Here is a 26,919-nt window from a genome sequence, read left to right on the forward strand (position 1 = left end):
ATGCACAAGTCCCGGGGAAACTTGCAGCCTGACGTGGTCGACAACCCACCTGACACACCGAGACGGAGATCCATGGCCAGCAAGCAGGACTACTTCGACACCGCGTTCGAGCTACTGTCCGAGCAGGGTTACAGCGCGCTGAAACAGGCGCCGTTGTGCAAGCGGCTCCGCGTGACGACCGGGTCCTTCTATCACTACTTCGAGAACTGGCACGACTTCACCTCACAGTTGCTCGAACACTGGCGCACCGAACGCACGACCCAGCTGGTGGAGCTGGCACAGCAGAGCAAAGACCCGATCGACCAGTTGGACGCGCTACTGCAGTTCGCACTCGATCTCCCCCATCGCGCCGAGGCCGCGATCCGAGTATGGAGCAAGGTCGACCCCGAGGTCCGCGCGGTCCAGGAAGCGGTCGACGCCCAGCGTTTGGAAGTGGTGCTGCGGGCCGCGCGGGCGATCCTCGACGATGAGGACGAAGCGCTGAATCATGCCCGCTGGGGTCTCTACCTCCTCGCCGGATACCAAGAGCTGGACTCCGGCGAGGATCCCGCTGCGCTCGAGTGGGTCTTGCGCAGACTGCTGAACGAGTTGACGGAGAAATCACGCGAAAAGGGCAACGTAACGCCAATCTAGAACCGGCCGTTCGTGATCGACGATCCCGCCGCCCGCGAAAACCTCCGATCGAAGGTGTACCAGGTGAGCGCCGGCACCGGCCGGAGCCACCTCTTCGACAGTGATCACGCTGCGCAATGTGTCGCCTTCGTGAACCGGCCCGACATGGTCGCACCCATGCCAGCCGAGCACCGTTGCCAGATTCGGGAACGCCCGCGATGCCTGCGACAACGCGATTCCAATGGTGTGGCCGCCGTATACCAGCCGACGACCACCGGCCGCGTATTCGTCGTGGTGCACCCTGGCGATATTGAGGCTGATCCGGGCGAGCTGCGGAGCCGAATCGACCACGTCGCCGCCGATCACCGCCACCTGCTGCCCGGTTTCCGGAATCAGGCTGCCTGAGCCAGGCATCGACGACAACGTCTTCATGTCCCAATACTGCACTGCTGCAATCCAATTCAGATCTGCACCGGCACCTATTCCGTCCAAGTCGTCGGCATGCCCGGTGTCGTGATCAGTGCGCAAGGGCAGCATGGCGCAGCGCCAGAAGTCGAGGACGTCATGGCCTTGCTGATCGACGGTGCGAATTCGCAAGGCGACCAGTCCCGTCGGTGCCCGATCGGGACGGCGCCGATTCTGCCGCAGCCCTTCGACCGTCGTCGTGGTGGTCAGGGTTTCCCCCATGTGCGGCATCCGCCGAAAGACCAGCCCGCGATAGAACAGGTTGGCCTTGACGTGATGGGTGACCACCGTGGACTGGCCGATCGCTATGTCCCACACCAGTGCCGGGTGCGCGAGACCGGCCGCGCCGGTCACGGCCGCCGACAGGTCATAGTCGAGCGGAAGACGAAGGCGATCGCCGACTATCGACTGATGCACGGCCGCGAGTCCCTCCGACAACGTGACCGGTGGTGCGCCGTCGAACACCTGACCGGGCTGGAGCTCCTCGAAGTACGGTCCTTCCGCGTTCACAGCGACACTCCGATCTTCTGCAGGGTCCTGCGTGCGGCCACCGCGATCGCTTCGTCGATCATCTGACCATCGAGTTCCACCGCGCCGCGACCCCCGTCGTGAGCAGCGGCCAGCGCGTCCACCACACGGCGCGCGTACCCCACCTGCTCGCTGGACGGCTCGAAGGCAAGTTTGATCGGGTCCACCTGCCGAGGATGAATAGCCCACTTGGCGTCGAAACCGATTCGCACCGCATGGCTCACTGCCGCGCCGAAGCCGTCATCGAGTCCCACGCCGAGATATGGGCCGTCCACTGCATCCAGGCGATTGGTGCGCGCGGCGGCAATCACTCTGTCCTGCACCGCGATCCACAGCGCGGGATCCCCACCAGCGGCCCGGCCCAGCGATGCGGCGAGGTCCGCGTACCCGGTGATCAGCGCGGACAGCCGCGATGAGGCCGAGGCGATCTGTTCGATCCGGCTCAGTCCGTCGGCGGTTTCGATGAGCGCTTCCACCGCGAGCCGATCGACGCCGCCGACACCGGCTTCGATGCCGTCGAGCAGGCGATCGACGAACTCGAGATCCCCCGGTGACTCGACCTTGGGCAGCACGATAGAACTCGCCGGGATCGCGGACCGGACGACAGCGTCGATATCCAGGTGGCACCAGCGGCTTCGAGGTGCGTTGACCCGCACCGCGATCGAAGGCAGTGCGGTGCGATCACCCCGGGCGATCGCACCCAGCGTTTCCCGCGCACGATCCTTATCCGCGGGCGGCACCGCATCCTCGAGATCGATGATCACCTGATCCGCGCCCGACGCCAAAGCCTTGCGGATCTTGCGTTCGTCGCCACCTGGTACGCAGAGGACCGACCTCCGCGGTGGACGTGCCGTCATCAGACAACCACCTTTCATGGTTTTTAATCTATGTTAAAGTATATTGATAGTTGTCGGAGTCCAGCGAGGAGTCAATGGTGAGCGAGCTGTCCGCCGAGGAACAGCAGGTAGTGGCGACGGTGCGCGAATGGGTCGACCGCGAGGTCCGACCTGTCGCTCGCGACCTCGAACACGCCAACGAGTACCCGGAAAAGCTGATCGAGCAGATGAAACAGCTCGGCATCTACGGCCTGGCCATCCCGGAACCCTATGGCGAAGCACCGGTTTCGATGCCGTGCTACGTCGGCGTCACCGAGGAGCTGGCCCGCGGTTGGATGAGCCTGGCCGGAGCGATGGGCGGCCACACGGTCGTCTCCAAGCTCATCCTCAGCTTCGGCACCGAAGAACAGAAGCAGCGGTACCTGCCGAAGATGGCCACCGGCGAGATCCGAGCCACCATGGCCCTCACCGAGCCAGGCGGTGGCTCCGACCTGCAGGCCATGACCACCGTCGCCAAACGCGACGTGGACGGCTACACGATCAACGGCGCGAAGACGTGGATCAGCAACGCGCGCAAGTCGCAGTTGATCGCACTGCTCTGCAAGACCGATCCGGCCGCCGAACCCCGCCACCGCGGCATCAGCATCCTGCTCGTCGAACATGGGCCCGGCCTGACGGTTTCGCGCGATCTGCCCAAGCTCGGCTACAAGGGCATCGAGAGCTGTGAGCTCATCTTCGACGGCTACCGCGCGCCCGCCGACGCCGTGCTCGGCGGAGTCGAGGGCAAGGGCTTCGGTCAAATGATGAAGGGGCTGGAAACCGGCCGCATCCAAGTCGCCTCGCGTGCCCTCGGCGTTGCCCAGGCCGCTTTCGACGACGCCTTCGCCTACGCCCAGCAGCGCGAGAGCTTCGGCGTCCCGATCTGGCAGCACCAGGCCATCGGCACCTACCTGGCCGAGATGGCCACCAAGCTCACCGCCGCACGACAACTGGTCCTGCACGCCGCACGCAAGTTCGACGCAGGCGAGCGCTGCGATATGGAAGCGGGCATGGCCAAGTACTACGCCTCCGAAATCGCCATGGAAATCGCGCTCAATGCGGTGCGGATCCACGGTGGCTACGGCTATTCGACCGAGTACGACGTCGAGCGGTATTTCCGCGACGCGCCCCTGATGATCGTGGGCGAGGGCACGAACGAGATTCAGCGCAACGTCATTACCTCGCAGCTAGTTGCCCGCGGCGGCCTCACACGGTAGGTCCGAGAAGCCGAAGCGGCCGGTGCCGGCGACTCCCCGTCGCCTGCACTGGCCGCGTTCGTTTCGGCATCCCGACGTGACGGCTAGGTTGAAGCCTCGTCCGGTACAACGGATCCGGGCGAAGGTTCGATGCCGAGCGCCTGCTCGACCTCCTCCAGCGCCTCGCCCGTGTACACGGCCAGCCGCTGCACATGCGGCAGCGATCTACTGCACGCCGTGAAACTGATGACAGCTTTCCCTGCGTAACTCGACATCGTCACATTCAGTGCCTGCCCGTGGAACAGCACCGACGGGCCGTAGATCTCCTCTACCGGCGCACCGTCGAAGTACAGCTGCTCGGCCGGGCCGGGCACGTTCGAAATGACCAGATTCGCGGCCGGGCGACCGAAGCCGCCGAGACCGAGCAGCAGCAAGGCCATCTGCGGGCCCGACAGCAGCATCGTGAACGGCATGACCGCGGACGGCGGCAGCGCCTGGTGAAAACCTTTGGCCGCCAGCGTGGCTCGGTGTACTGCTCGCAATCGCAGGACCGGGTCGGCGATGTCGGTGTGTAACCGTGCGAAGACGAAGCCCAGCGCATTGCCCATCGACGCCGAGTTCAATTCACGCAGGTTCACCGGAATCTGTCCGACGATCGGACCATCCGGCACCGCGTCCAATTCCCCCAGGTACCGCTGCAACGCTCCGCCGAACGCCGTCAGGAAAACATCGTTGATGGTGACATTGCCTGCCTTCGCCACCCGTTTGAAACGCGCCAGCTCGCAATGCTGGGTCGCGAACCTGCGCTGGTTGCAGATCCGATGGTTGAAGAGGGTGGTCGCGGACCGGAACGGGCGAGTCAGATCGCCTGTCCGATCCTTGTGCACGGCCACGGCCATATCCGCCAGCGCCCGCACGGCCACTGCCGTGGAACCCACTGCGCGACATAATCTTCCGACGGCTCCGAGCCTTCCCCACGCCGATACAGCGGTCGCGGCGGTTTCGGTGGCGATGGGCTGCCGAGCGGGTGCGTTGCCACGGATACCCGCACTCCACGGCGGCAACATGCCCCGGGCATCCGGATCGGTTGTGAAGACCCGCCCGATGAGGCGCGCGGTGGCGACGCCATCGAGCTGCCCGTGGTGGAACTTGAGGTAGATCGCGAACCGGCCGCGCTCGAGCCCCTCGATCACGTGGCACTCCCACAGCGGCCGGCGCCGGTCCAGCGGGAGCGAGTGCAGGTGTGAGACGAGTTCTCCCAGCTCCCGTTCCCCGCCCGGGGAAGGCAACGCGATGTGGCGCAGGTGGTAGTCGAGATCGATATCTCCGTCCGGCACGCTGTCCCAGCAGGGGATCGGTCTATTGCGCAGCACGGAGTTGAAGGGGGGCGCGAAGGTCTCGTTCTTCCGCCACTGCGCGACCAGATCTCGCACGTATGTCGAGGGCGCTTCCTCCGGCGGTGACAGAATGGTCAGTGGGCCGAAATGCGCAGGCGCATCACTCCTTTCCACGAAGAACCATGCGGCATCAAAGAGGTTCAGAAAGGTTTTCGTCATCTACCTGTTCTCAATCGACTGGAACGGACGGATGGCGTTCGTCATTGAATGCCGTTGCTGCGAAACCGTGGACTCCAGCCCCGATCCCCAACAGAATCTAATGTACTTTAGAATCTATGACATATGCGGCGATTGCACGGCATGTGGCGCTTTACACAGCAACCTGAACGATCAGACGGCGCCACGCGATCAGGTGAGTACGAAAAAGGGTGGCCCCATAGGGGACCACCCTTATTTCCACTGACCGAACGCAATAGGTTCAGCTGCGCACCCCTCGTGCCGAGGTGGACTTCGGCGCTTTCGGCGCACTGTTGATCCGGGCGTCGTAGCCGCTGCGAGCCGACTTATCGACTGTCAGGAAGGTCTTGTCGGCGTCGAGCATATGGTTCATGAAATCGCGGATCTTGCGCCCGAATACCGGCTGCAGCCGTGCCACCGGCCCGAGAATCCCCGGCAGGTAGACATCCGGCTTGCGCGCCGCGATCGCGCCGACGATGCCCTCGGCAACCTCTTCGGGCTCGAGATTGCGCACGAACTTCGTTCCGGCCGTGCCCGCGACCAACTCGGTATTGGTAAACGACGGCAGGACACAGGTGAACGACACACCGGACTTCGCGAATTCCACGCGCGCCGTCTCCGTCATCGAGATCACCGCCGCCTTGCTGGCGCCGTAACTCAGACCACCGGGAATCGGTGCGGTACCAGCCATGGAGGACACATTGACGATGTGCCCCCGGCCGCGCGAAACCATGCCGGGCAGCGCCGCTCGCATCCCGATCATGGGTCCGGCCACATTGATATCGAGCACCCGCTTCGACAGCGACGTCGACTCCTCGAGGAAGGGGCCGATAGGCATGATGCCGGCATTGTTGATCAAGATGTCGAGCGGACCGAAGCACTCCTCGGCCTTGGCGAGAAACGCGACGAACGACTGCTCGTCGGTGATGTCGACCCGCACGGACTCGACGTCCGGCCCGATCTCGGCCGCCGCCCGCGCGACAACGTCGCCATCGATATCACCGATCACGACCTTGGCGCCGCGCCGATACAGCGCCTTCGCGGTCGCCAGGCCGATTCCCCGTGCCGCACCGGTGATGGCCACCACGCGACCTTCGATCCGGCGAGTCAATTGCGATTCCTTCATTCCCTGCCTACTTCGTTGGAGGTCGTCGGCGCGAGTCCGACGGTTCGAGTTGCACCGCGCCGCGACGGCACATTGTTTTCCGTCGTCGCGGTCAGCCGACCGTAACTCAGTATATTGGAAGATAGATTAAATTCTAGCCCCAGATCGTCGGCCGAAACCGAACATCCGGTCGGGCTCCCGCCTCAGGCGTACTGCCAGAGGTCGCGGCACGGTAATGGCCGCAGCCCTCGGCGCACCTTCCGGTCCACCAGCACCCGATAGCCGCGCCGGATCATGACAGCGGCGAAATGACGAGCTTCCGCGGTCGTGGCCGCGTACTCGAGCCGCATCTCCCCCGCCACGCAGTCGAACCGTATCTCGACGCGAAGAAGCTGCTGACGTACGAGAGACACCGTCTGTCCGCCGCGCATACCACTGACCACCTATCCCGTCAGGGTCACTAGGCCTGTTCAGACCGCGCGACACCTGATGCGCGTCATGAACTCGAAACCGGGCTGGTCCGGCGGGCGGCGGCGAAGGTGAGGGCCTCCTCCCAGCTCGCCTTCTTCATGAGCAGGCCGCGGTATTTCATGATGACGTTCTGGCCGTTGAGGGTGAGCGCTCCCGCGAGCCGATCGCCCTCGCGATACAGCGCGACCCAGCGCCCGTCGGCGTCCGGATCCCCATCTACGACCTGGACCTCGTCCGCGGTCGGCACACCCACGAACTGGATCCGGCTGTCGTACCAATCGGACCAGAAATACGGCACCGTCTGGTAGGGCTTGGCGGCCTCGGGCTCCAGCGCGTTGCGGGCCGCGAGTGCCCCCTGTTCAGCGGCGCTCGTCCAGTGTTCGAGCCGCATCAGCCGGTCGAACAGCGGGTTGTGCCATCGTGCGACGTCGCCCGCGGCGTACACCCCGTCGACGCCGGTCCACAGCGTCTCGTCGCACACCACGCCGTTGTCCAGACACAGCCCGGAACCCTCGAGCCAACCGGTCACCGGAATCGCGCCGATGCCCACCACCACGAGGTCGGCTTCGATCGCCGTGCCGTCGCTCAGCAGTACGCGCTCGACGCGACCATCTCCCTCCAGACCAGTCACACCGACACCGCAACGCAACGGGGTGCCGTTGCGCTCGTGCAGCGCGGCACAGGCCGCGCCCATGCGCTCGCCCACCGCCCGGACCAGCGGGGTCGGTAGCGCCTCGAGAATAGTGACGTCCAGGCCGCGTTTGCGTGCGCCCGCAGCCACCTCCGAACCGATGAAACCAGCGCCCACGACCACGGTGCGCGCGCCGGCATCCAGGGCCCGTCGGATCGCGATCGCGTCATCGAGGGTCCGCAGCGTGTGAACACCGCTCAAGCCCTCCGCTCCAGGCAGCGTGCGCGCGTCGGCACCGGTCGCGATCACGAGCGCGTCGTATGCGACGGCACGGTCGCCGACCAGGACGCGTTTGCCCTCGGTGTCCAAACCTGTTGCCGGCGTGCCGAGTACGAGTTCGACACCTAGTTCGTCACGCAGGACGTCTGCTGTCCGGAAAACGGTCGACGCGGGCCTCTCGCCCTCGGGCAGTTGATCCAGGTACGCCTTCGACAGCGGCGGCCGGTCATACGGCAAATGTTCTTCGGCACCGATGAGCGTGACGCCGCCATCGAAACCCGCTTTGCGGGCAGCTTCCACCGCCCGCAACCCAGCGAGGGACGCTCCGACCACGACGAGGTTCTCCTGGGACAACTCGCTCACCTTCCCGCGATGCGACTTTAATTGAGATTAAATTAGATTATCAGCACCCGTCAACAGGTGGGTAGAAGCCGCCGAGTGCCACCCGGTTGCCCACGGCCGTATCCTTGATCCACGAACGGAGACCGGGTCAAGGACGATTCATGAGTACCGTCGACGATCCGGCGAGCACCCAGCGGCGCTCGGTGGTCGGAATCGAAGTGGAACTGGAGGCAGAAGGGTTCGAAGGCGCCGAGTTGATCGGCCGCGGCGGCTTCGGCACGGTGTATCGCTGCCTCGAGCGGGCCTTGGAACGACAGGTAGCCGTCAAGGTGCTCTGGACCGGCCACGGTCCCGACGACCTCGACAGATTCCTGCGCGAACAGCGCACCCTCGGCAAGTTGTCCGGGCATCCCAATATCGTCGCGGTGCTCCATGCCGACGTCACCGTGACCGGTCGGCCGTGTATCAAGTCGTGACCGGGAACCGATCGCGGATCTTGTCCACGACGATCTTGGCGGTTTCCGCGCACGCGGTAGTTCCGCCGTTGCCGTACTCCTTCACCGCGTCACCCACATTCCACAGATTCGGAATCGGTGTGACGTGCGGCAGGTCATAGCCGGCGACCGCTCGCTGGGGCGGCCAGCCGTCGCGAGTGACGTTGATCGACAGGATGCGCGCCTCGTCGAAGCCGGGGACCTGATCGCGCAGATCCTCGAGCAGCAACTGGGTTTCGGCTTCCTCGTCGAAATCGCCGACGGCCGGCTTGGGCACTGCGGTTCCCTGGTAGAGATGCCAGCCATCCGGAGCCATCTCCGGGCAGATGTCGGTGAAGTTGGCGACGTAGCAGAGCCGGCGAGTCGTGGCGAAGCTGGTCATGCCGGGGGCCTTCACCAGCGGGCGCTGACTCGCGAAGTTCACCGAGATCATGGCACATGGCCGGTTGGCCTTGTCGACCTGCGTAACATAGTCGGCGGGCAGATTCTCCCGGCCGACCAGATCCAGGGTGGCGAACGGCCCGACGTCGCTGACGGTGAAACGCGCTGTCACTTTGACCGTTTCGTCACCACGCGCGATCACCGCTCCGGTGATCCGGCCGTCGGTCAGGGTCAACGAGGTCACCTCGCTGTCGAGCCAGACCGCGCCGCCGTTGTTCTCGACCACCTCGGCGAGTGACTTCCACACGCCGATGGTGCCGTCGGGGCAGTACCCGAACTTCTTGAACGCGCTCTTGCGGGTGAAATAGGTGAGGAATACCCGCGCGGGCAGTTCCTCGGAGCCGACCGCGAACACCGAACCGCACATATTGCGGAAGATGCCGTGTACCGACTCGTTTTTCGTGTACTTGGCCACCCACTCGGCAGTGGACAACTCATCCTCGGGCATGCCGCTGTCGTTGCGGGCCGCACCGAGGCCCTGGACCAGTTTCGCGCCCTGGCGGGTGAGCTTGGAGAGCAGGAAGCCCCAGCCGCCGCCGGTGACGTCGACATCCTTGCCGCCGATGCGGTACAGGATGGGCGGTTCCGGCTTGCGCACGTCGAATTTCGCGCCGACCTCGTCGAAGGTCTCCTCGGTGATGCCGCCGAGTTCGATGACGATGGCGCCGTTGTTCACTTTGAAGCCATCGACGTCATCGGTGGAGGCCCGGCCGCCGACCTTGTCCAGACGCTCGACGACAAGTGTCTTGTAGCCCAGGTGCGATAAGCGTGCGGCTGCGAGCAATCCGCCCGCACCCGCACCGATCACCAGTGCGTCCCAATTGTTTTCGGTCATGTTCGGTCCTCGATTCAGCCGAGCGGGTTGGCGCCGGGCTCCGCACCCGACATATCGGTGATCTGGTTCCACTGCGCCGCGACCTCGTCGATGCTCGGCGGGGCGGCGAAGACGGCGCCCTTGTTCTGGAACTGCTGCACCCGGTACACCTGGCCGCCGCCGGCGACGATAACCGTTGCGGTGTCGGTGCATTCGTCGCTCATCAGGTAGCCGACGACGCCGGCGACGTGGGCGGGCGGCAGCTTGTCGAGCATCTCCTTGGGCGCGATGTCCTCGGTCATGCGGGTGGCGGCCAGCGGCGCGATGGCATTGGCGAGGACGTTGTTGCGGCCGCCCTCGATCGCGAGGGTGTTGATCAGACCGACGAGACCGAGTTTCGCGGCGCCGTAGTTGGCCTGGCCGAAGTTGCCGAAGAGTCCGCTGGTAGACGCCGCGACGACGATGCGGCCGTGGTTCTGCTCGCGGAAATACGGCCAGGCGGCGCGCGTGACGTAGTAACCGCCCCACAGGTGTACCTTCTGCACCGATTCCCAGTTGTCGGCGGTCATCTTCGCGAAGGAGCCGTCCCGCAGGATGCCCGCGTTGTGGATGACGCCGTGCACAGTGCCGAAGTTGTCGACAGCGGTCTTGATCAGCTCGGCCGCGCCCGCTTCGGTGGCGATGTTGTCGTAGTTGGCCACCGCGGTACCGCCGGCTTCGCGGATCTCCTGGACCACGGCATCGGCCATCGAGGTGCCGGAGCCGGAGCCGTCCCGAGCGCCGCCGAGGTCGTTCACCACGACCTGGGCGCCCTCCTTGGCCAGCAGCAGAGCGTATTCGCGGCCGAGGCCGCCGCCGGCTCCGGTGACGACGATGACACGATCGGTTACTCCGGGCATTAGTGTTGTCTCCCTTGACTTTCCAGAGTTGATTTCAGTACGACGCGGGCAGCTTCAGGCTGGTCTGCGCGACGAAGTTGAGGACCATTTCCCGGCTCACCGGCGCGGTCTTGAGCAGGCGCGCGGAGAACCAGAGTTCGGCCAGGCCGTATTCGAGGGACAGGCCGTTGCCGCCGTGGGTCTGGATGGCTTGATCCAGCGCCTTCAGCGAGGCGTCGGCCGCGGCGAATTTGGCGATATTGGCGGCTTCGGCTGCGGGCTTCCCTGTATCGAACAGCTCGGCGGCGCGATACGCCGCCATGCGAGCGAGTTCGACGGCGATGTGCGCCTCGGCGAGCGGATGCGAGATACCTTGGTGCGCACCGATCGGCACCGACCACACCTTGCGGTTCTGGGCATAGGACACAGCCTTGGAGACCGCATAGCGGCCGATGCCGGTGCTGATGCCCGAGGCGAGAATGCGCTCCGGATTCAGTCCGGCGAACACCTGACGCAGCCCGTTGCCCGCTTCACCGATCAACGCCTCGGGACCGACGCGGACTTCGTCGAAGAACACGGTGAACTGGTGATCGGGCGAAACCACCGCGGTCGGCAGCGGCTGCAGCGTCAGACCGGGTGTGTCGGTGGGCACGACGAACATCGACAGCGGCGACCGCGAGGCCCCCACGAACTCCGGGTCACGCGTGATCAACAGGATCGCTTCACACTCGTCGATGGCCGAGATGAAGTACTTGCCGCCGGAGATCACCCAGCCGTCGCCGTCGCGGCGCGCGGTGGTGCTGACGTTGTGGCTGTTGGAACCGGCGTCGGGTTCGGTCAGGCCGAAGGCCATTTTGCGGCTGCCGTCGGCCAGGCCCGGCAGCCATTCGGACTTCATCCGCTCCGAGCCGTGCCCGGCCAGGATCGAACCACAGATCGCGGGCGAGACGACTGCGAGTAGCAGCGGAAAGCCTTGCGCGGCAAGCTCTTCGACGACGATGAGCATTTCCGACAGCCCCGCGCCACCGCCGCCGTACTCCTCGGGCAGATGCACACCGAGCAGGCCCGCCTGACCGAGATCGCGCCACAGCTCGTCGACCTTGGCTCCCGAGCGGGAACGCTCCAGAAAGTACTCCTGACCGTACTTGGCGGCCAGTTTGGCGACACTTTCGCGCAACAGCGCCCGCTCGTCGGTATCGATGATGAAGGCAGACAACGGTCTATCTCACTTTCCGGTGAAGGTCGGCTGTTGTTTGGCGAGGAAGCTCCCGATGGCGCCGGTCGCATCGGCCGTGTGGGCGATGCGACGCAGGGCCGCCGTCTCCTCCGACAGCGCGTGGTCGAGCGTGGTGGTCCAGGAGTTGTGCAACAGCCTGCGCATCTCGCCGTAGCCGCGGGTGGCGCCGGCGGCGAGCCTGCGTACCGTCGCCTCGGCTTCGGCCGCCAGCTGGTCAGCGGGGACGACACGATTGATCAGACCCCAGTCGACCGCGGTATCGGCGTCGATGACCCGGTCTTCGAACAACATTTCACTCGCCCGCCGAATGCCGATGAATTTCGGCAGATACCAGGTGTTTCCGGAGTCAGCGGTAATACCGATGCGCCCGAAACCGGTGGCGAACTTGGTCCCGGTGGCGGCGATCGTGATGTCAGCCGGATACAGGAACCCCAGCGCCCCACCCGCGCACGCGCCGTGCACGGCCGTGACGATCGGCACGCTCACCCGAGCCAGCAGCCGGATCGCCTCGTGCATGAGCAGCGCCATCCGGGTGAGGGTGTCCGGCAGGTCCGCGGCTCCGTCGGAGAACGCGCCGATGTCACCGCCGACGCTGAACACCGGACCGTTCCCAGTGATCAATACCGCCCGCAGCCCGTTGTCATTGGCGATCCTGGTCGCCGCCTCGAGCAGCGCCTCCCCCGCCGCCTTGTCGAGGGCGTTGCGCGCTTCGGACCGATCCAGCCTGACGTAGGCGATGTCGTCGACGACCTGGTACGAGATCAACGTCGCACCTCCTTTTCGAATTTAATGTAAATTAGGAAATAGGCTTTGGTCAAGCCCCGCGCAGCGGAACCCGGCCGGTGTGGAAGTTTCGGTTACCGCTTCAGCCCAGCTCAGCGCCGACAACGGAGACAAAGGAGACGCAAGCGCCGGGACGACCACCGAGGTTGTGAGTCAAGGCCATCCGCGGATTCGCGATCTGACGTTCACCCGCCTCGCCGCGGAATTGCAGCCAGCATTCGTAGAGCATGCGCAGGCCACTGGCGCCGACCGGGTGGCCGAAGGATTTGAGGCCGCCATCCGGATTGACCGGCAGTCGGCCATCCAGGTCGAAATCTCCTGCCACACTGTCTTTCCATGCCTGTCCGCGATCGGTAAAGCCGAGATCCTCCATGAGGACGAGCTCGGTCGGCGTGAAGCAGTCGTGGACCTCGGCGAAGGAGATCTCGGATCGGGGGTCGGTGATTCCGGCCTGGGTGTAAGCATCCTTCGCGCTGGCCACCACCTCGGGAAAGGTCGTGAAATCGTAGTCCGGATCAACCGCCCCGCGGCCCGGTCCGGCAGTGAGCGAGAGCCCTTTTACATACAGAGGTGTGTCGGTGTAGTTCAGGGCGTCCTCGGCTCGGACGATCACCGCGCAGGCCGCACCGTCGGAGACACCGGAGCAGTCGAAGATGCCCAGGCGTCCCGCAACCAGCGGGGCACCGGCGATCTTCTGCTTCGCGACCTCGGATCGAAACTGCGCCTTGGGATTCAGCGCGCCGTTGTGGTGATTCTTCCAGGCAACGTGCGTCATCGCCTCTCGCATGAGGGCGGGATCCACTCCGTACTTGCCGCAATATGCCGGATCCAGCAGCGAGAAGGCGGCCGGTGCGGTCAAGGACAGCTCCGAGGCCGTGCCATCGCTGGGCGGGTCGCCGCGCAACAGACCGGAGAAGCCCGAGTCCTTGAGCTTTTCCACACCGATGGCGACGACGCGGTCGTAGGCGCCCGACGCGACGGCGTAGCAGGCGTTGCGGAAAGCTTCGGAGCCGCTTGCGCAATAGTTCTCCACCCGGGTGACCGGCGTGTTTTGCAGGCCGAGCGGCTTGCTGGCAGTCAGGCCGCTCTGCCCGGTACCAAGTGTGCCGAGCCAATAGGCGTCGATATCGGCGCGGTCGAGTGTCGGGTTGCCGTCGAAACAGTCGGCCATCGCCTCGACCAGTAGGTCGTCGGCGGAGCTTTCCCAGCGCTCACCGAACCGGGTGCAGCCCATGGCGACGATGGCGACCTTGTCGCGGATTCCATTGCTGCTCATAGCAGTTGCGCCTTCCAGAAGTAGTTGTGCACACCCTCGGCGCTGTGCAGGCGGCGGAAAGTGGTGCGCACGCGGGAGCCGACGGCCAGCCGGTCCGCCGCACCGTCGGCGACCTCGAGTGCGTAGCGGCCACCGTCGTCGAAGTCGACGACTGCCTCCACGACCGGTGGGGCGGGTGAGTAGGCGAGCCGGTCGACGGTGAAAGTCGTGACAGTGCCCTCGCGATGAGCCATGGACACCTCGGTCATGGCGTCGATCGCGCCGCAGCGCTTACAGATTCGGCCCGGCGGCAGATGCACCAGCCCACAGGAACCGCAGATACTGCCGGTGAACGCGAACTTCCAGCGGGCGGCACGGGCCGACGGCGGCGCGGCCACCCGATCGGGTTCCGGGCGACGCGGCGGTTCCCGGTCGAGGAGGCCACGCCAGTTCAGGTAGGTCGTGTAGGGCACCGGTGCACCCTGCTCGAGTTGCGTTGCGAGCGGAATCGGCTGTCGTGCTTGCAGTATGCGCTCAGTGGTGCGAAGCACGAGGGCATCGCAACCGTCGGCCGCCGAGATCACGAGCACCGTCTCCCCCGGCTCGGCCTGGTCCAACGCGGCCGCCAAGGCAAGCCCGACGTCGGCGGTGCCCGCATGGCCGATGGGCGAGTTTCGGGTGGACAGTTTCCCCGCCACGACCTTTGCGGCACGTTTGGCGAGCGTGAGATTGGGTGAGACCAGGACGACGTGATCCGCCTCGTCGATCCCTGCATCGGCCAGAGCGTCGGCAGCCGCGCGGCGCACTAGCGGCAGGTACTGCTCGATGCCGAAACGCTCCTCCCACTGCTCCCCCGTCGCCACCTGCGGATCGCGCCATCGGTCGAGGAACTCGGTGGTCAGTGCGGATCTGGCAATAATTTCGGCGATTGGGTCGGTCCCGAAGACGAACGCCGCGGCGCCGTCGCCTCCGCCCCGCTCATCGGCGGATCCGGGGCGGCCGATGCGCATATCGGCCAACACCGCAAGCCCGCCGGCGCTCGCGGCCGCGAGCAGCGCGGCGATGCCGCTGCGGGCGGAACCGGCCAGATCCGCGGCGAAGATATCGGCGGGAAGACCGAGTGCCGCGTGGATGCCTGTCGCGTTCGCCTTGTCGGCGTAGGCTGGCGTGGTGGTCGCGAAATACAGCCCGCTGGGTGCAAGGCCGGGGGTGAGCGCGGCCGCGGCGGCCGCGACGCCCATCGTGGTGCTGTCCTCGTCGAAGGCGGCCGCGACCCGAACTCCCTTGCCCGCGTTGGTGTTCAGGGTCGCTCCGATATCAGCGAGCGATACCCGGTGGGCGGGCAGGTAGGTGCCGTAGGAGGTGATTCCGTAGTTGGTCATCAGGGTGCCTCGAATAGTGCCGCCATGCCCTGGCCGCCGCCGATGCACATCGACTCCAGGGCGTATCGTCCACCGCGCCTGCGTAATTCGTGCAGCATAGTGGTGAGGATGCGAACGCCGGTGGCGCCGATGGGGTGGCCGAGTGAGATGCCCGAGCCGTTGACGTTGAGCCGATCGTGGTCGTCGAAACCCCAGCCCTTCAGCACCGCAAGTACCTGGACAGCGAAGGCTTCGTTGAGTTCGACGAGATCGATATCGTCGAAAGTGCGCCCGGTGCGTTGGAAGAGTTTCGCCACGGCGGGCACCGGACCGATGCCCATCTCGGCGGGTTCGCAGCCCACAGCCGTCCAGCCGACGAGGAATCCGAGGGGGTCGAGTCCGAGTTCGTCGAGCTTGTCCTCGGCGACGACCAGGCAGGCCGCCGCGGCATCGTTCTGCTGACTCGAGTTCCCCGCGGTCACGGTGCCGTCGCGCATGATCGCGCGAAGGCGCCCGAGGGATTCCGGCGTCGAGTCGGCGCGAATGCCTTCGTCGCGGACGAACTCGATCGGATCGCCCTTGCGTTGCGGTACCGAGACCGGCACCACCTCGTCTGCCAACTTGCCCGATTCCCAAGCGGCGGAGGCCTTCTGGTGACTGCGAGCCGCGAATTCATCAGCCGCCTCACGGGTGATGGAATACCGCCGCGACAGGTTCTCGGCGGTCTCGATCATGCCGCTGATGCGACCGAAGCGCTCGACCGGTTGGGAGCGTTCCCGACCACGGTCGAGGCGGTCGTAGCAGGCGACATTGCCCGACCGTGCGCCCCAGCGCATGTCCTGGGTGTAGTACTCGATATTGCTCATGCTCTCGACGCCACCCGCGAGCACCACGTCGGCTGCCCCGGTCTGCACCATCATCGCGGCGGTCACGACGGCTTGCAGGCCGCCGCCGCAGCGGCGGTCGGTCTGGAAGCCGGGCACCTCGATGGGCAGGCCCGCCGCTAGTGCGGCCCAGCGACCGATGCAGGGTGCTTCGGAATTGGCGTAGGACTGCGCGAACGAGACATCGTCGATGCGCGCCGGATCGATGCCGGAGCGCTCGACGACCGCCGTGATGATGTGGGCGGCCAGGTATTCGGCGGGGACGGGGCGCAGTGTGCCGCCGAAGATTCCGACGGGGGTGCGCAGCGGGCTGACGATCGCCGCTCTCTTCATGATTCCACCTCGATGCTGAGTATTACTGTGCCGCTGTAGTTTTCGAACGGCTCCGCGTTTCCGGCCAGGTCACCAGTTACTCGCCATCGCGCGCAGGACATCACGCTGGTCGGGGTGGGCGATGGCGAGCATCCGTTCGCGCCGCTCGGTCAGCGGTAGACCGCGCAGGTCGGCGATGCCGAATTCGGTGACCACGATGCCCGCATCACTGCGTGCGATGCTGACCGGCCCGGACAGCCGGTCCACGATCCGGCTGCGCGAGCCCGCGGTGGACGGCAGGGCGATGATCGGCAGACCGCCGTTCGACCGCGCCGCGGCGCGCAGGAATTCCCCGCCGCCGCCGACTGCGCCGACGTACCGGCCGCCGGCGACCTCGGCGTTGACCTGGCCGGTCAGATCGACCTCGACAGCCGAGTTGATCGCCACGAAACGATGTTGCGCCGCGAGGCGTTCGGGATCGTGGGTGTAGGTGATCGGCCGCAGCGAGACCGCTGGGTTGCGGTGCACGTGCTCGAACAATCGCCGCGTACCGATCAGCACCGCCGCAACGGAGACGCCGCGGTCGGTGGTCTTGCGGACATTGGTCACCACACCCTTGTCGATCAATTCGACCGCCGCATCGGTGAGAATGCCGGAGTGGATGCCGAGGTCATTGCGCACACCGAGCGCGCCGAGCACCGCCTCGGGCACCGAGCCGATCCCGAACTGCAATGTGGCGCCGTCGGGCACGATGCTCGCGACAAACGCGCCGATGGCCGTCGTCTCGGGTGTCGGCGGGGCGGCAGGACTCTCCGCCACCGGGCGTGAGGTCCGGATAACGATGTCGATGTCACGGTCGGTCAGATGCCGGGCGCCGGGCGTAACAGGCACCTGATCGTTCACCTCGGCGACCACCACCCGCGCGCTGTCGATGGCGGCGGTGAGATAGTCGTCGGCCAACCCGAGGCTGTAGCACCCGCGCGCGTCCGGCGGTGCACACTGCACCAGCACCACGTCGGCACGCGAGACGAACTCCGGCAGGGTCGAGTAGTGGCCGGGGTACACCTCGAGCGCCCCGGCCGCGGCCAGCGCCCGATTGCTGCCCGTACCGCAGTAGCTGACGAACCGAATATGGTCGGCATGCTCGGGTTTCACCGTCTCGCCCGCGGGGATGCCGATGAAGCAGGTGATGCCACCGAGGTCCGCCCGATCGGCGAGCAGACGCTGTGTCAGCGTCACAGGTTCCGCGCACGACTGACCCAACACCACGAAGTCGCCGGGACGGACGAAGTCGCGGAAATCGAGGTTCGGTGCGGGAACCGCTCGTGGCGGCATGGCGTCCGGCATATCAGTCCTCCCGCCAGCGATCGGCGGATGGATCAAGCAGACGTTCCATGTGCCCCTCGGCCAGCCACACGATCGTCTCCAGTTCGAGGGCGTCCAGAAAACGGACGCGGCCGGACTTCAAGTCCTCCAGCCGCAACCGCGGACCGTTCGCCGTCTCGTCGATGTCGACCCGCACCTGAGCGAATTCACTGTGCACGACGCCGAATTCACGGCTGGCGCCGCCATCCGATCCTGGCCTGTCCATCTGCCAACCCCTCAGATCAGAAAGCCCATGCTGGGCACGGCTTCCGCGCTGTTGACAAGTACCACGGTCTTGCGGACCAGCTTCAGCTCACCATTCACCCGCCGCAGCACGTAGGTGTAGCGGCCGGCCCAGGTGTGAATTCCGCGCGGTTTCGACTCGTAGAGAACGAAATTCGCGCCCACAGTGATTTCATCGCCCTCGACGCTGAGCAGTTCGACATTCGAGATCGTGCGGCGCAGATTCGACGGCGGCGACTGCGCGTACCGCTTGCCGGTGCGCAGCTGTTGCAGGCGGGTGGAAATGCGGCGGCGGTTGTCGTACATGATCGACACGTGCCGCTCCGGGTCGTACCTGCCGCCGTCGACGGGCACCCAGTACAGGGCGTCGTCGGTCCACAGCGCTTCCCACGAGTCGTAGTCGTGTTCGTCGGCGAAGCGGGCCTCGCGGTAGATGAACTGCTCGAGCTCGCGCAGATCGATATCTATCAGGGCAGTCATCATGCCTCCATCAGAGTCTTGTAGTGCTGCCAGAACGCCCGCATGGCGGTCTCGTCGGTCGCACCGCCAATTCGGAAACCGTTGTCGTCCAACGATTCCCGAGCCAGTCCGCGCCGCAGGTCGAGCCATTCGGGCAGCAGCTGTGCGACCCCGACCTGATTGCGTTCGTACATCTCGGTGTCGTCGGCCAGCAGCATGCCCGCCGGCCCGACCGAACCGATGGACTGCGACAGCATCCGCTTGTTCAGCTCGTCGGCGCCGTCCAACTGCACCGAGGTGGAGAACTGGATGCATTCGTGCGCCGACAGCGGCTGGATGTTGAACACCTGGATCTCGGCGATGAACAGGTTGGGGAAGATCATGACGTGCGGCGCGCCCTCGATCATGATCTCTTCGGCGGCTTCGCCGTGGACCTCGCGCATCTTCGCCACATACCCCGGGACCCGGTCCGCGGTGGTGCCGAACCAGCGCATGGGCTCGGCGAACTTGCGGAACTCAGGCCGCAGATCGTTCTCGCTGTGCCCGTTGCCGAGCGCGCGGGTGACCGCAGTCGAGGCGTCGCTGTAGAGCGGGCCGATGGTGGAGCCGGTCACCGAGAAGATGGAGCCGTGCACGAACTGCGGGTGGTATCCGTCGGTTTCGTTCTCCGCCAACAACTTCCAGTTGGCGTGCGTGCGGTGCCTGAGCCAGCCGTTATCCAGGCGCACCGTGCCTGTGGGCGAGAGCCGGGCCAGCCGGTCGATTTCACCGGCGGCGGCGCCCAGATGCTCCAGCAGTGGCGGGACGTCGGGATTGAAGCTACCGAACACGAAGCCGTGGTAGCTCTCCACGCGGGGCACCACACCGAGTCCGAGGTTCAGTTTGCCCTTGCCGCCATATCCCTTGTTGTAGGGATAGCCGAGCATGTCGCCGGTGTTGCTGTAGGTCCAGCCGTGATACGGGCAGCGAAAGGAGCTGGAATTGCCGCTCTGTTCATCGCACACCAGGTTGCCGCGGTGCGCGCACCGGTTGGTTACCAGGCGCACGCCCCCGGCGCGGTCGCGGGTCATGATGATGTCCTGCGGCCCGATGTTCTTGCGCACATAGTCGTTCGGCTGCGGCACCTCGGATTCGTGGCCGACGAAAACCCAGCCGCCGTACCAGATGCGTTCCAGCTCGTCGGCGAACACGGCCGGATCGGTGTAGAGCGAGCCGTGCACCCGCTCGGGCCGAATGAGCAGCGAATAGTCCACTCGCGGTGCTTGTTTCGCGACCGGGCCGGTTTCGCAGGCCGCGTCCGGATCGCAGATCGAATGATCGCCCGGTTCGCGCGCGGCGTCCGGAGGTGTCGTGACCGTCATTTCTGTTACTCCAATCGTGCTTTCGCGTAGCTCACGAGACGGAACTTCTGCACCTTCCCCGTCGGGGTGGTGGGCAGTTCCGCTGCCGTGAGGAATACGACGTGTTTGGGAACCTTGAACCGGGCCAGATTCGCCTTGCAGATCTCGATCACCTGCTCGGCGGATATCTCGGCGTCGGGCGCGCGCACGATGCATGCGCAGCCCGCATCGCCCCATCGCTCATCGGGGACGCCGACCAGATACGCCTGGCTGATCTCCGGACGGCCGGTCAGCAGTTCCTCGATCTCCTTGGGCATCACCAGTTCTCCGCCGCTCTTGTAGAGCTCCTTGCTCCGGCCAGTGATCTCCAGATAGCCGTCCGGACGCACCCGACCCAGATCACCGGAGAACACCCAGCCGTCGCGGAGTCCCTTGGCGGTCTCCTCTGGCTTGCCCCAGAACCCGAGCATGCTCGTCGGGCCATGGGATACGAGTTCGCCTTCTTCCTCGTCGGGTAACGGCGCTCCGGTGATCGGGTCGACGGTGCGATAACGCACCAGCGACCCGTCAGCGATTCCGGCCGCTCCGGCGGATTTCGGTCGACCGGCAGTGGTTGCGGTGAGTTCCAGCGAGTCCTCGGGCCGGGTCAGCGTCATCGCACCGCCGCATTCGGTCATGCCGTAGCCGGTGACAATCTCGGATGCGCCCAACTCGTCGCGGACCCGCTCCCAGAGCCAGACCGGGGCGGGCGCGGCGCCCGACAGCACCGCCGACAACGATGACAGGTCATAACGGTGGCGGTCCGGATGTTCCAGCAGCGCGACTGTCATCGTGGGGACGCACAGAATGTCGTCGGCGCGATGCCGCTCGATTCCGGCGAGGTACTTCGTGGCGTCGAAGGCGGGCAACATGATCACCGCGCCGCCCACCATCATGGCCGCGATCAAGCCCTCGACGTAGCCGAACATGTGGTAGCACGGCAACGAGAACAGGATCCGGCGACCGTCGTCGAAGGCACGGGTGAGCGCGGAGGCGTACCCGGTGCGCAAGACCGCGTCATGCGTGATGAGGACCCCCTTGGGCGATCCGGTGGTGCCGGAGGTGTAGAGGATGTCGCCGACCGCCATCGGGTCCACTCGAACCTGGGCGGTCGCCCCGCGGTGCCGGGCGCCGACGAAGGCCAGCTCATCTACGGTGAGCACCCCGGCGCGCTCGCGTCCGTCGGTGGGCAGCTGAATAACCGTGTGCAGCTTGGGAAGTCGCGACTTGTCGCGGTCGGGCGATTCCCATGCCGGTGCGACCTCGTCGAGCATCCCGGGGTAGTCGAGTCCCGCGAAACTGGTCATGGTGATGAGAACCCGGCATTCGGATTGGCCGAGCACATAGGCGAGTTCCTCTGTGCGGTAAAGGAAATTCAACGGCACTGCGACCGCGCCCGCGAGAGCGATGGCGAACTTCACCGGCACGAACTCCGGATAGTTCGCCATCAGCACCCCGACGTGATCGCCGGGGCGGACGCCCAGCGTGGCCAATCCATCGGCGAGCCTGGTCGCGAGGTCCGCGGTCTCTCGATAGGTCAGCGTGCGTTCGTCGGTGATGACCAAGGGGCGTTCGCCGAACTCGTCGACGCAATGCAGCAGCCAGTCCCCCAGCGACCGTGGTTGCCAGTTCGGGAACCGCTCCGCCAGCCTTTTCCGTCGAACGTCGAAGTCATTGTTACTCAAAATATTCACCAGATCTCGTCGACGGCACCGTCGAGAATTGCCTCGCGGAGTCGGTATTTCTGGACCTTGCCCGACGGGGTGACGGGAAGGGTGTCGGTGACGAACCAGCGTCGGGGCGTCTTGAACCGCGCGAGGGTGTCGCCGAGTTGTTCTTTGACCGATGCGACCAGATCCTCGGGCCGCTCACCACGAACCACGAGCACGGCAGCCACGGTCTCTCCCCATTTCTCGTGCGGGATGCCGACGACTGCTGCCTGCTGGATCGAATCATGTTCGACCAGGCGAGATTCCACCTCAGCCGGGGCTATGTTCTCGCCGCCGCTGATGATCATGTCCTTGAGCCGTCCGGTGACGGTGACGAATCCGCGTTCGTCCATCATTCCGAGATCGCCGGTGTGCAGCCAGCTTTCGTCGTCGACTGCCACTGCGGTCGCGGCCGGGTCGCGGTAATACTCGATCATCTGCTGATAGCCGCGAGCGCAGATCTCACCGATCACACCCAGCGCAGCCACCCCGGTGCCGTCCGAACCGGCGATCTTCACCTCGACTTGCGGGATGGGGCGGCCCACCGTGCTGAGTTGCTCGGCGATCGAGTCGCTCTTCCGGGTAAGGGTGATCACCGGGGCCAGTTCGGTTTGACCGAACAGATTGTGTACCGCCGCACCGAAAACCCGCGCCGCGCCCTCGATCATCACCTGCGGCACATTCGCCGCACCACCGACGATGCTGCCGATTTTCGGTGCGCCAGACTCGTTTCCGCGAGTAGTTTCCAGCAAGGCGCCGAGGATCGTGGGCACGAAGAACAGCACGTCGGCGTTCTCGGCGGCGACCAACTCGAGAACCTTGCTGGGGACGAAGGTCTCCACCAGCACGGTCGTGCCATTCATCCAGACAGGTCCGAGGGTACCGATCACACAGGCCGCGGTGTGGAACATCGGCAACGGGTTCACGAACACCGATCCATCCGAGAGTTCGGCGGCCGCCATCGTCATCCTCGCGACATTGACCAGCGAACGATGCTGCAGCAAAACACCTTTCGGGTTGCCTGTAGTGCCCGAGGTGTATTGAAGCATCGCCGGATCGCCGGGATCGATGTCCGGCGAGACGAAGTTCGGCGTGTCCGACCTCCAGCGTGCGGTGTCTGCCAGGCTGATCCGCTGCCGAACGCTCGGTACCCGATCGACTGCCGCCGCGGCGACCGTCGCCATGTCGTAGCCTCGGTATTCGTCGGCGTGGATGAGCACGGCTGCTCCAGAATGCTCGAGTGTGTAGACCAGCTCGCCTTCGCGGAATGCAGGGTTGAGCGCCACGAGCACCCGGCCCGCCAATGCGGCGCCGAATTCGATGATGGGCCACTCGATAACGTTCGGTGCCCACAGAGCCACGAACTCGCCCGGCTCGGTGAGTTCCGTCAATGCAGCCGCAACTCGCCTCGCCTCGTCGTAGAACTCACCGTATGTGAGGTGGCGAAGTTCCGAACCGCCATGCGGTGTTCCGACCAAAGCTACTGTCGCGGAATGGTTCTGGGCTCGATCGGCAAGTAGCGAACCGACAGTGTGGTCCGAGAGCGGCACGCTGTCGTCGGCCGCCCAATAGGACTCAGTGAGGTTGCGTTCAGCCACGGCTGTCATAGGCATGCGCTTCCGCTATTTCCCGCGAAATACGGGAGTTCTCTTCTCATGGAACGCCGAGACACCCTCGGCGAAATCTTCGGAGTCGAACAGCTTCACCTGGTTGTCGACTTCGTTGGCCAGCACCGTCATCGGATCGCGCGGCCAGCGCACGAACATCTCCTTCAGCGCGGCGACCGCCAGCGGCGGCGCGATGGCCATGCGCTCGGCATCGGCGAGCGCGGACTCCAAGGCTGTGCCCGGAGCCACGACCGCGTCGGCGAGGCGGATTTCGACTGCCTCGGTACCGGTGAGCCGGGTGGGCAGCAGCATCAGTTCGCGGGCCTTGGCCATGCCGACACGCGCAGGCAGCGAGGCGAAAATGCCCATGTCCCCGGCCAAGCCGACACCGGTGAACGCGGTGCTGAAAACGGCGTCCGCCGCAGCGACGACCCGATCGCATGCCAAGGCCAACGACACACCCGCGCCGAACGCTGCGCCCTCGACCGCTGCGATGACCGGTTTGCCGCCCTGCCAGATCGCGCGCACCACCCGCTGTGCAGCCTCGGCGCGCGGGCGAGCCTGCGCCTCGTCCATACGGCGCATGGTCGAAATATCACCGCCCGCACAGAATCCCGCTCCCGCGCCGGTCAGCACGATCACCCGCACACTCGGGTCGGCCATGGCCTCCTCGAGCCGTTCGGCCAGTGCGTAGCGCAGCGGCAGATCGATGGCATTGCGCCGCTGCGGCCGGTTCAAGGTGATGATCCGGATCGGCCCGCGGTCCTCGGTCAGAACGGGTGAATCATTGCCGGACAATGCTATTCACCTCGAAACTTCGGTGCGCGGCGCTCGATGACGGCGGCCAGACCCTCGCGGGAATCGGCAGTGCCCGACAGCTCGGACACCGTGCGGGCTTCTTCCGGCAGCCGGTCGGCCAGCGTCGCACCAACACCGCCCCACAGCAAGCGCTTCGTGGCACCGATCGCTTTCGGCGCGGTCGACGTGAATTGGCGTGCGTAGGTGAGAGATTCGGTTGCCAAGTCAGCGGCGGGCACCACCTTGGTCAGCAGTCCGATCTCGAGCGCCTCGGCGGCGTCGAGAACCGGGTTGGTCAGCAGAATGTGCATGGCCCTGCGCAGGCCGACCAACTGAGTCAGGGTCACCGAAACGCCTGCGTCCGGGGCCATGCCCACGCGAACCGCCCCGGACATGAATTTCGCGGTGTCGGCGGCGATCACGAAGTCCGCGGCACAGACCAGGCCGAAACCACCTCCGCCGGCGGCGAACCCGTGCACCGCTGCGATGACCGGCACGTTCAGCTGGGTGAGAGCGGACACGGCGATCTGCAACCAAGCCGTGGCCTCGCGCAGATAGTCGGGCAGCTGTTCCCCTTTGGACGCGAATACCCGCACGTTGCCGCCGGCGCAGAAGTTCTTCCCGGCACCGGACAGCAGCACCGCCCGGACCCGCGGGTCACCGTGGGTACGCAGAATCGCGGAATGCAATGCCTGCAGGAACGGGACGTCCATCCCATTCGAGGTGTCCGGGCTGTTCAGCAGCACATGGGCAATACCGTCGTCATCGACATCGACACGGACCAGATCATTCATCGGTTGCTCCCTGTGGTGAACGAGCCGATTCCGTCGGCCGCGGACGGACTGGCGAGATGGTCCAGGACCGTCTCGAATTCCAGGCCCAGCCCTACCTCGAGCGACGTGCCCAGACCCTGGTAGACGAGCCGTTTGCTCCTGGCCAGTGCGGCGGGATTCTTCGTGGACAGCTGCTCGGCGAAAGCCCGCACACCGGATTCGAACTCGGATGCGCAGTATTTCCGGTACGCCAGTCCCCAGGCCACCGCGTCGTCGGCCGTGAGACGGTCTCCGGTGAGAATGTGCGCCAGTGCGCGTTGCCGTCCGACCAGCCGCGGGAGTCGTTGCGTACTGCCGCCGCCCGGGACCTGCCCGTACCGCGAGTGGATGTCCGCGAGCACCGCGTTCTCGTGGACCAGCACGATATCGGCGGCCTGAGCGAGTTCGAACCCACCGGCCGTGGCATAACCCTCGACCGCGCACATCACCGGCACCGACAGCTCGGCGATCGCGTCGCAAGCGGCCCGGAAGTTGGCGAACAGCGGAGCCATGGCGTCTCGGCCTTCTTCCCGCAGCCGTTCCAGTTCATGGAAATCACCTCCGGCGCAGAAGTTTCCACCGCTGCCGCGAATCACGATCACCTTCGCTCGTGCGGCCGCCTCGATCAGCGCCAGGTGCAACCGCGCACCCAATTCGACGGTGATGGCGTTCATCTGTTCGGGCCGGTTGAGGGTGATGGTGCCGACGCCGTCGGTCACCTCTGTCAGCACCACCTCCGCCGACGCGGCGCCGAGACCGGCCTGTGGCTCCGGTTGACTCACATCAATCGCCCTCCCCCGACCTCGAGCACCGCTCCGGTCATATAGCTGGACAGATCCGAGGCGAGAAACAGTGCGGCCCCCGCCACTTCGTGCGGCTCACCGGCTCGCTTCATCGGAATGGCCGCCTCACGTTCGGCGAAAACCTCCGGCGGCATGGCCTCGGTCATGGCCGTGCGGATGAGTCCAGGTTGGATGGCATTGACGCGAACTCCTTTGTGCGCCAGTTCCTTCGCACCGGCCTTGGTCATGCCGACGATGCCGGCCTTGGCGGCGCTGTAGTTGGTCTGCCCCGGATTCCCTGACTTGCCCGACAGCGAGGACATATTGATGATCGCCCCATGCCCGGCCTCGCGCATGACCGCCGACGCCGCCCGCAGCCCAAGCCAAGTGCCGCGCAGATGCACTGCGATCACAGTGTCGAAGTCGGCCACGGTCATCTTGCGCAGCGACGCGTCCCGGGTGACACCGGCATTGTTGACAAACACATCCAAGCCACCGGCCCAGCGCACCGTCTCGTCCACCAGCCCCTGCACCGAATCCTCGTCGGTCATATCGCAGCCGATCCCGATCGCGTGTCCACCGACCGATTCGGCCGCCGCATGGGCACCCTTTTCGTTCAGATCGGCCAGCACCACCCCAGCACCGTGCTCATGGAACAGCTGCGCGATGGCCAGCCCGATACCTCCTGCGGCACCGGTGACGACGGCGGTCTTCCCGCTGAGCAGCTTGGTCATGCGATGAACCGTGCGATCGACTCGGCGACACAAGCCGGTTTCGCCGAACCCTCCGCCTCGATGGTGGTGATCAGCTTGGCCTGGATGCCGCCGGGCACCTCGTCGACCGAATCGATACTCGTCGTGGCACGCACTCGCGAATTGACCGGCACTGGCGAGATGAAGCGCACCTTGTCGAAGCCGTAATTCACGGCCATGGACAGCTTTTCGATGCTGTAGAGCTGGTGATTCAGCACCGGCAGCAGCGACAGTGTCAGCAGCCCGTGCGCGATGGTGCCCTTGAACGGCCCCTCCGCGGCGCGCTCCGGATCCACGTGGATCCATTGGTGATCACCGGTCGCGTCCGCGAAGGTGTCGATCCGCTTCTGATCGACCTCGAGCCACTCGGTGGTACCCAGCGACGTCCCCGCAGCGGCGGCGAACTCCTCAATGGTGGCGAAAACTCGCACGTCAGCACTCCTCACTAGACTTTGAATTTAATATAGATTTGAATG

The 26,919-nt window shown here is 65.5% G+C and carries 27 protein-coding genes; 3 read left to right on the plus strand and 24 right to left on the minus strand.

The features are described from left to right. Positions 1-72 precede the first annotated feature (72 nt). Positions 73-633, plus strand: a complete 561-nt coding sequence (locus tag ACIBW7_RS30460) for a TetR/AcrR family transcriptional regulator (RefSeq protein WP_397052262.1) — start codon at positions 73-75, stop codon at positions 631-633. On the opposite strand, the gene ACIBW7_RS30465 is transcribed toward ACIBW7_RS30460, so the two are convergent. Both ACIBW7_RS30465 and ACIBW7_RS30470 read right to left on the minus strand, forming a co-directional pair. Continuing rightward, positions 601-1,587 carry a MaoC family dehydratase gene (locus tag ACIBW7_RS30465; RefSeq protein ID WP_397052264.1) on the minus strand — a complete coding sequence of 329 codons (987 nt, stop codon included), beginning with the start codon at positions 1,585-1,587 and terminating at the stop codon, positions 601-603. The two genes, ACIBW7_RS30460 and ACIBW7_RS30465, sit on opposite strands and share 33 nt — an antisense overlap. Then, entirely contained in the window at positions 1,584-2,462 is an 879-nt protein-coding gene (locus tag ACIBW7_RS30470) for an HpcH/HpaI aldolase/citrate lyase family protein (protein ID WP_397052266.1), read from the minus strand. Before ACIBW7_RS30470 ends, ACIBW7_RS30465 begins: the two co-directional genes overlap by 4 nt. A gap of 77 nt (positions 2,463-2,539) precedes the next feature. Here ACIBW7_RS30470 and ACIBW7_RS30475 point away from each other — a divergent pair, with 77 nt between their 5' ends. Continuing rightward, positions 2,540-3,697, plus strand: a complete 1,158-nt coding sequence (locus ACIBW7_RS30475) for an acyl-CoA dehydrogenase family protein (protein ID WP_397052268.1) — start codon at positions 2,540-2,542, stop codon at positions 3,695-3,697. Between the two features lie 83 nt (positions 3,698-3,780). On the opposite strand, the gene ACIBW7_RS30480 is transcribed toward ACIBW7_RS30475, so the two are convergent. From ACIBW7_RS30480 to ACIBW7_RS30495, 4 genes are all read right to left on the minus strand, one after another. Then, on the minus strand, positions 3,781-5,232 hold the full coding sequence (locus tag ACIBW7_RS30480) for a wax ester/triacylglycerol synthase family O-acyltransferase (protein ID WP_397052270.1): 1,452 nt from the start codon (positions 5,230-5,232) through the stop codon (positions 3,781-3,783). 259 nt (positions 5,233-5,491) lie between these two features. After that, positions 5,492-6,376 (minus strand): SDR family oxidoreductase, encoded by an 885-nt coding sequence (locus ACIBW7_RS30485; RefSeq protein WP_397052272.1) that lies wholly within the window; start codon positions 6,374-6,376, stop codon positions 5,492-5,494. 182 nt (positions 6,377-6,558) lie between these two features. Further along, complete coding sequence (locus ACIBW7_RS30490) at positions 6,559-6,717, minus strand: hypothetical protein (RefSeq protein ID WP_397052274.1); 159 nt, start codon at positions 6,715-6,717, stop codon at positions 6,559-6,561. A 134-nt stretch (positions 6,718-6,851) separates the two neighbouring features. Continuing rightward, entirely contained in the window at positions 6,852-8,090 is a 1,239-nt protein-coding gene (locus ACIBW7_RS30495; RefSeq protein WP_397052276.1) for an NAD(P)/FAD-dependent oxidoreductase, read from the minus strand. 149 nt (positions 8,091-8,239) lie between these two features. Here ACIBW7_RS30495 and ACIBW7_RS30500 point away from each other — a divergent pair, with 149 nt between their 5' ends. Further along, positions 8,240-8,554 carry a protein kinase gene (locus ACIBW7_RS30500; RefSeq protein WP_397052278.1) on the plus strand — a complete coding sequence of 105 codons (315 nt, stop codon included), beginning with the start codon at positions 8,240-8,242 and terminating at the stop codon, positions 8,552-8,554. On the opposite strand, the gene ACIBW7_RS30505 is transcribed toward ACIBW7_RS30500, so the two are convergent. The 18 genes from ACIBW7_RS30505 to ACIBW7_RS30590 all read right to left on the minus strand — a co-directional run bounded on the left by ACIBW7_RS30505 (position 8,544) and on the right by ACIBW7_RS30590 (position 26,874). Continuing rightward, on the minus strand, positions 8,544-9,848 hold the full coding sequence (locus tag ACIBW7_RS30505) for a phytoene desaturase family protein (RefSeq protein ID WP_397052280.1): 1,305 nt from the start codon (positions 9,846-9,848) through the stop codon (positions 8,544-8,546). The two genes, ACIBW7_RS30500 and ACIBW7_RS30505, sit on opposite strands and share 11 nt — an antisense overlap. 14 nt (positions 9,849-9,862) lie before the next feature. Next, entirely contained in the window at positions 9,863-10,726 is an 864-nt protein-coding gene (locus tag ACIBW7_RS30510; protein ID WP_397052282.1) for an SDR family NAD(P)-dependent oxidoreductase, read from the minus strand. Between the two features lie 34 nt (positions 10,727-10,760). Continuing rightward, a complete protein-coding gene (locus ACIBW7_RS30515) occupies positions 10,761-11,921 on the minus strand; it encodes an acyl-CoA dehydrogenase family protein (RefSeq protein ID WP_397052284.1) in 1,161 nt (386 codons plus the stop codon). A 9-nt stretch (positions 11,922-11,930) separates the two neighbouring features. Then, on the minus strand, positions 11,931-12,707 hold the full coding sequence (locus ACIBW7_RS30520) for an enoyl-CoA hydratase/isomerase family protein (protein WP_397052286.1): 777 nt from the start codon (positions 12,705-12,707) through the stop codon (positions 11,931-11,933). Positions 12,708-12,807: 100 nt separating this feature from the next. After that, positions 12,808-14,001: an acetyl-CoA acetyltransferase gene (locus ACIBW7_RS30525; protein WP_397052288.1), complete on the minus strand. Its 1,194-nt coding sequence runs from the start codon at positions 13,999-14,001 to the stop codon at positions 12,808-12,810. Next, positions 13,998-15,362: an OB-fold domain-containing protein gene (locus ACIBW7_RS30530; protein WP_397052290.1), complete on the minus strand. Its 1,365-nt coding sequence runs from the start codon at positions 15,360-15,362 to the stop codon at positions 13,998-14,000. The genes ACIBW7_RS30525 and ACIBW7_RS30530 overlap by 4 nt, the downstream gene beginning before the upstream one ends. Continuing rightward, positions 15,362-16,558, minus strand: coding sequence for an acetyl-CoA C-acetyltransferase (locus ACIBW7_RS30535; RefSeq protein WP_397052292.1), 1,197 nt, complete (start codon positions 16,556-16,558; stop codon positions 15,362-15,364). Before ACIBW7_RS30535 ends, ACIBW7_RS30530 begins: the two co-directional genes overlap by 1 nt. Before the next feature lie 69 nt (positions 16,559-16,627). Then, complete coding sequence (locus tag ACIBW7_RS30540) at positions 16,628-17,884, minus strand: acetyl-CoA hydrolase/transferase family protein (protein WP_397052294.1); 1,257 nt, start codon at positions 17,882-17,884, stop codon at positions 16,628-16,630. Position 17,885: 1 nt separating this feature from the next. Continuing rightward, on the minus strand, positions 17,886-18,128 hold the full coding sequence (locus ACIBW7_RS30545; protein ID WP_397052296.1) for a hypothetical protein: 243 nt from the start codon (positions 18,126-18,128) through the stop codon (positions 17,886-17,888). Positions 18,129-18,139: 11 nt separating this feature from the next. After that, the gene (locus ACIBW7_RS30550; protein ID WP_397052298.1) at positions 18,140-18,625 is read right to left on the minus strand and encodes an aromatic-ring-hydroxylating dioxygenase subunit beta; all 486 of its coding nucleotides are present in this window, start codon (positions 18,623-18,625) and stop codon (positions 18,140-18,142) included. Next, complete coding sequence (locus ACIBW7_RS30555; RefSeq protein ID WP_397052398.1) at positions 18,625-19,857, minus strand: Rieske 2Fe-2S domain-containing protein; 1,233 nt, start codon at positions 19,855-19,857, stop codon at positions 18,625-18,627. Before ACIBW7_RS30555 ends, ACIBW7_RS30550 begins: the two co-directional genes overlap by 1 nt. Before the next feature lie 113 nt (positions 19,858-19,970). Next, the gene (locus ACIBW7_RS30560) at positions 19,971-21,671 is read right to left on the minus strand and encodes an AMP-binding protein (RefSeq protein ID WP_397052400.1); all 1,701 of its coding nucleotides are present in this window, start codon (positions 21,669-21,671) and stop codon (positions 19,971-19,973) included. Between the two features lie 2 nt (positions 21,672-21,673). After that, a complete protein-coding gene (locus ACIBW7_RS30565; RefSeq protein ID WP_397052402.1) occupies positions 21,674-23,299 on the minus strand; it encodes a class I adenylate-forming enzyme family protein in 1,626 nt (541 codons plus the stop codon). A gap of 15 nt (positions 23,300-23,314) precedes the next feature. After that, a complete protein-coding gene (locus ACIBW7_RS30570) occupies positions 23,315-24,097 on the minus strand; it encodes an enoyl-CoA hydratase/isomerase family protein (protein WP_397052300.1) in 783 nt (260 codons plus the stop codon). Positions 24,098-24,099: 2 nt separating this feature from the next. Continuing rightward, a complete protein-coding gene (locus tag ACIBW7_RS30575; RefSeq protein ID WP_397052302.1) occupies positions 24,100-24,891 on the minus strand; it encodes an enoyl-CoA hydratase/isomerase family protein in 792 nt (263 codons plus the stop codon). Continuing rightward, positions 24,888-25,691: an enoyl-CoA hydratase/isomerase family protein gene (locus ACIBW7_RS30580; protein ID WP_397052304.1), complete on the minus strand. Its 804-nt coding sequence runs from the start codon at positions 25,689-25,691 to the stop codon at positions 24,888-24,890. The genes ACIBW7_RS30575 and ACIBW7_RS30580 overlap by 4 nt, the downstream gene beginning before the upstream one ends. Next, positions 25,688-26,425: a 3-oxoacyl-ACP reductase FabG gene (gene fabG / locus ACIBW7_RS30585; protein ID WP_397052306.1), complete on the minus strand. Its 738-nt coding sequence runs from the start codon at positions 26,423-26,425 to the stop codon at positions 25,688-25,690. The genes ACIBW7_RS30580 and fabG overlap by 4 nt, the downstream gene beginning before the upstream one ends. Further along, a complete protein-coding gene (locus ACIBW7_RS30590) occupies positions 26,422-26,874 on the minus strand; it encodes a MaoC family dehydratase (protein ID WP_397052308.1) in 453 nt (150 codons plus the stop codon). Before ACIBW7_RS30590 ends, fabG begins: the two co-directional genes overlap by 4 nt. Between the last annotated feature and the right edge of the window lie 45 nt (positions 26,875-26,919).

Origin of the sequence: Nocardia sp. NPDC049526 (assembly GCF_044465765.1) — a bacterium.
GTDB lineage: Bacteria > Actinomycetota > Actinomycetes > Mycobacteriales > Mycobacteriaceae > Nocardia.